The following is a 4,005-nucleotide window of genomic DNA, read 5'->3' as shown; positions in this document are numbered from 1 at the left end:
CACGGCGGCGGCCGGCCCCAACCCGGCCCTGGCGACCGTCACCCTGCCGGGCGCGCGGGACGGCACGATCCGGATCCGCTACCGCGCCGGGGCCGACGATCCCCCAAGCGCGCGCTCGGAGATGACCTTCGATCCGGGAACCGGTGCGCTCGTCTCGGCCGCGCGCGCCGAGGAGGCCGCGCTCGGCCGGCGCATGGCCGACAACATGCTGGAGGTGCATCGCGGGCGCTTCTTCGGCCCGGTCGTCGCGCTGGTCTTCTGCCTGGCCGCGCTCGCCATGCCGCTCTTCGTGGGCACGGGAATCGCGCTCTACCTCCTGCGCCGCCGCGCCGCGCGCCGGCGGCGGGACGCCCTGCCCATGGGCCGCCCCGCACGGGCCTGAGGACACGAAGCCCCGCGACCCAATCGCCGTTTCCCAGAGGCCGGAAACGGCACTAGACAGGCCTTCAGGCGATGCGACGCGAAGGCCCGATGAGCGCGAAGACCGAGACCCAGCCGAGCGAGGACGCCCAGCAAGCCGGCAAGCCCGTCGGGCCCGGCGATCAGGTGATCCTGGTGGACGGCTCGTCCTTCATCTTCCGGGCCTACTTCCAGTCGATCAACCAGGACCAGAAGTACAATTCCCGCCCCTCCGACGGGCTGCCGACCGGCGCCGTGCGCCTGTTCTGCACGAAGATCGCGCAGTTCCTTCAGGACGGCGCGGCCGGCACGATGCCGAGCCATCTCGGCATCGTCTTCGACAAGTCGGAGGGCTCGTTCCGCAAGGAGATGTTCCCGGACTACAAGGGCCATCGCCCCGACGCGCCGGACGACCTGAAGCGGCAGATGCCGCTGATGCGCGATGCGGTGCGCGCCTTCGGCCTGCACGCGATCGAGCTGGAACGCTACGAGGCCGACGACCTCATCGCCACCTACGCGCGGCAGGCGGAGGCGCGGGGCGCGGGCGTGATCATCGTCTCCTCCGACAAGGACCTGATGCAGCTCGTCGGCCCGCTGGTGCGCTTCTACGACTTCGAGTCGGGCGCCAAGGGCAAGCCCGGCTACCGGCCGGAGCGCAACCTCGACGTCGAGGCGATCGTGGCCAAGTGGGAGGGCCTGCAGCCGAGCCAGATCGGCGACGCGCTGGCGCTGATCGGCGACACCTCCGACAACGTGCCGGGGGTGCCGGGCATCGGCCTGAAGACCGCCGCCGCGCTGATCAAGGAGTTCGGCAGCCTGGAGGCGCTCCTGGAGCGGGCGGGCGAGATCAAGCAGCCCAAGCGCCGCGAGACGCTGCTCGCCAACATCGACCAGGCCAAGCTCTCGCGAAAGCTCGTGGCGCTGATGGAGGACGTGCCCGTACCCGTGGCGCTCGACGACCTGGCGCTGCCCAAGCCCGACCCGGAGCGGCTCGTCGGCTTCCTCAAGGCGATGGAGTTCAACACGCTGACGCGGCGCATCGCCCAGATGCTCCACGTCGATCCGGAAGCCGTGAAGCCCGACCCGCGCCTGCTGCCAGGTGCGCGGGCCCACGGCTACGCCAACCCGAACGGCGGCAGCGACGCGGTGCCGTTCTTCGGCGACGCCGTGCCGCCCGATCCCGAGACCGCGGCGGCGGGGGCCGAGCGCGCCCCGGGCGCCGCACCGCCCGAGGGCGGCGAGACGGATCCCTTCGCCGAGTTCGACCTGCCGGACGCCGCGCCCCGGACCCGCGCGCCGCCCGAGCCCACGCCCGGCGGCCTCGTGGCCGCCCGCGCGGCGGAATCTGTCAAACCCTTCGACACGCAATCCTACGAGACGATCCGTACGCTGGAACAGCTCGACGCCTGGATCGCGGAGGCCCGGGAAGCGGGCGTCGTCGCGGTCGACACCGAGACCGACGACCTCGACGCGCACAAGGCCGGCCTCGTCGGCGTCTCGCTCGCGACCGCGCCGGGGCGGGCCGCCTACATCCCGCTCGAACATCTCGAACCGGTCGAGGGCGCGGGCGACGGCGACCTCTTCGGCAAGGCGAAGACCGCCACCGGCGAGTTCCGGCGCGTGGCCGACCAGATCGACGTCGCCGCAGCCCTCAAGCGCCTGAAGGGCCTCCTTGAGGATCCGGGCGTGCTGAAGGTCGGCCAGAACCTGAAATACGACTGGCTGGTGCTCGCCCGCCACGGGATCGAGGTGGCGCCCTTCGACGACACGATGCTGATCTCCTACGTGCTCGACGCCGGCAAGGGCGGGCACGGCATGGACGAGCTCGCCCGGCGCCATCTCGGGCACCAGCCGATCACCTTCTCGGACGTGGCCGGCACCGGCCGCAACAAGGTGACCTTCGACAAGGTCGCGATCGACCGCGCCACCGCCTACGCGGCCGAGGACGCGGACGTGACGCTGCGGCTCTGGCGGATGATGAAGCCGCGCCTCGTCGCCGAGCACCGGGTCGCCGTCTACGAGACCCTGGAGCGCCCGCTGATCGCGGTGATCGCCCGGATGGAGCGGGCGGGCATCCGGGTCGACCGCGACATGCTGAGCCGGCTGTCAGGCGACTTCTCGCAGATCCTGGCCCGCCTTGAGGAGGAGATCCAGGAGGACGCGCAGGAGACGTTCTCGGTCTCGTCCCCGAAGCAGATCGGCGACATCCTGTTCGGCAAGATGGGTCTGCCCGGCGCCAAGAAGACCCCGTCCGGCCAGTGGGCGACGCCCGCGACGCTCTTGGAGGAACTCGCCCAGGCGGGCCATGAACTCCCGAAGAAGATCCTGGAGTGGCGCCAGCTCTCGAAGCTGAAATCGACCTATACGGACGCGCTCCAGGCCCATGCCGACCGGGATACGAGCCGGGTCCACACCTCGTTCTCGCTCGCGGCCACCACCACCGGCCGGCTCTCCTCGTCCGAGCCGAACCTGCAGAACATCCCGATCCGCACCGAGGAGGGCCGGCGCATCCGGCGCGCCTTCGTGGCCGCCCCCGGCAACCGGCTGATCTCGGCCGATTACAGCCAGGTGGAGCTGCGCATCCTCGCCCACATCGCCGACGTGCCGCAGCTCCGCCAGGCCTTCGAGGAGGGCATCGACATCCACGCGGCCACCGCCTCGGCGATGTTCGGCGTGCCGCTCTCCGAGATGACGCCGGACCTGCGGCGGCGCGCCAAGACCATCAATTTCGGCATCATCTACGGCATCTCGGCCTTCGGGCTGGCCGACCGGCTCGGCATCGGCCAGGCCGAGGCCTCGGCCTTCATCAAGCAGTATTTCGAGCGTTTCCCCGGCATCCGCGACTACATCGACACGACCAAGCGCCTCTGCCGCGACAAGGGCTACGTCACCACTCTGTTCGGCCGGGTCTGCCACTACCCGCAGATCCGCTCGAACAACCCGCAGGAGCGCGCGAGCGTCGAGCGGCAGGCGATCAACGCGCCGATCCAGGGCACGGCCGCCGACATCATCCGGCGGGCCATGGCCAGGATGGAGGGGGCGCTCGCCGCCGAGAGGATCGAGGCGCGCATGCTGCTGCAGGTGCACGACGAATTGGTCTTCGAGGCCCCCGAGGCCGAGGTGAAGCGGGCGCTCCCCGTGATCGCCGCGGTGATGGAGCAGGCGCCCGCCCCGGCCCTGACGTTGCGGGTGCCGCTGGTGGTCGAGGCGCGCGACGCGGGGAACTGGCAGGAGGCGCACTGAGCCGGCCCGGCGAATCGCGCAGAACCCCGCGGGGCCGCGGCGGTTGACCGAACATCCCCGGAGCCCGTGAGCCGGCCCTGAGCAAGCGCGACATCATCGTCATCGGCGGCTCCTCCGGCGCGACCGCCCCGCTCAAGGCGATCCTGGGCGCGCTCCCCGGAACGCTCGCGGCCGCGATCCTCGTGGTGCTGCACGTCCCGGCCCGCAGCCTCGGCCTCATGGCCACGGTCAGCGCGGCGGCCGCCGACCTGCCGGTCCGCCCCGCCGAGGACGGGATGCCGATCGCGCCGGGCCACGTCTATCTCGGCGTGCCCGACCGCCACCTCATCGTGGCGGACGGGCGGATCCGGCTCGGGCGGGGCC

Annotated in this window: 3 protein-coding genes; all 3 read left to right on the top strand. The window is 71.6% G+C overall.

The features are described from left to right. The coding region (locus AX737_RS00770; protein ID WP_197430401.1) for a PepSY domain-containing protein at positions 1 to 382 on the top strand (382 nt) is incomplete at its 5' end. Between the two features lie 89 nt (positions 383 to 471). Next, the gene (polA, locus tag AX737_RS00765; RefSeq protein WP_066918218.1) at positions 472 to 3,642 is read left to right on the top strand and encodes a DNA polymerase I; all 3,171 of its coding nucleotides are present in this window, start codon (positions 472 to 474) and stop codon (positions 3,640 to 3,642) included. Between the two features lie 77 nt (positions 3,643 to 3,719). Next, positions 3,720 to 4,005: chemotaxis protein CheB (locus AX737_RS31655; protein WP_280949047.1), on the top strand; the 286-nt coding region annotated here is incomplete at its 3' end.

The organism is Methylobacterium sp. CCH5-D2 (assembly GCF_001556475.1).
Taxonomy (GTDB): domain Bacteria; phylum Pseudomonadota; class Alphaproteobacteria; order Rhizobiales; family Beijerinckiaceae; genus Methylobacterium; species Methylobacterium hispanicum.
Note: the sequence above shows the minus strand (reverse complement) of the source record. Positions and strands in the feature narration are given on the sequence as shown.

Bases quoted from the DNA above. Each gene is read 5' to 3' on its own strand.
- polA (WP_066918218.1), top strand. From the start codon at position 472: ATGAGCGCGAAGACCGAGACCCAGCCGAGCGAGGACGCCCAGCAAGCC.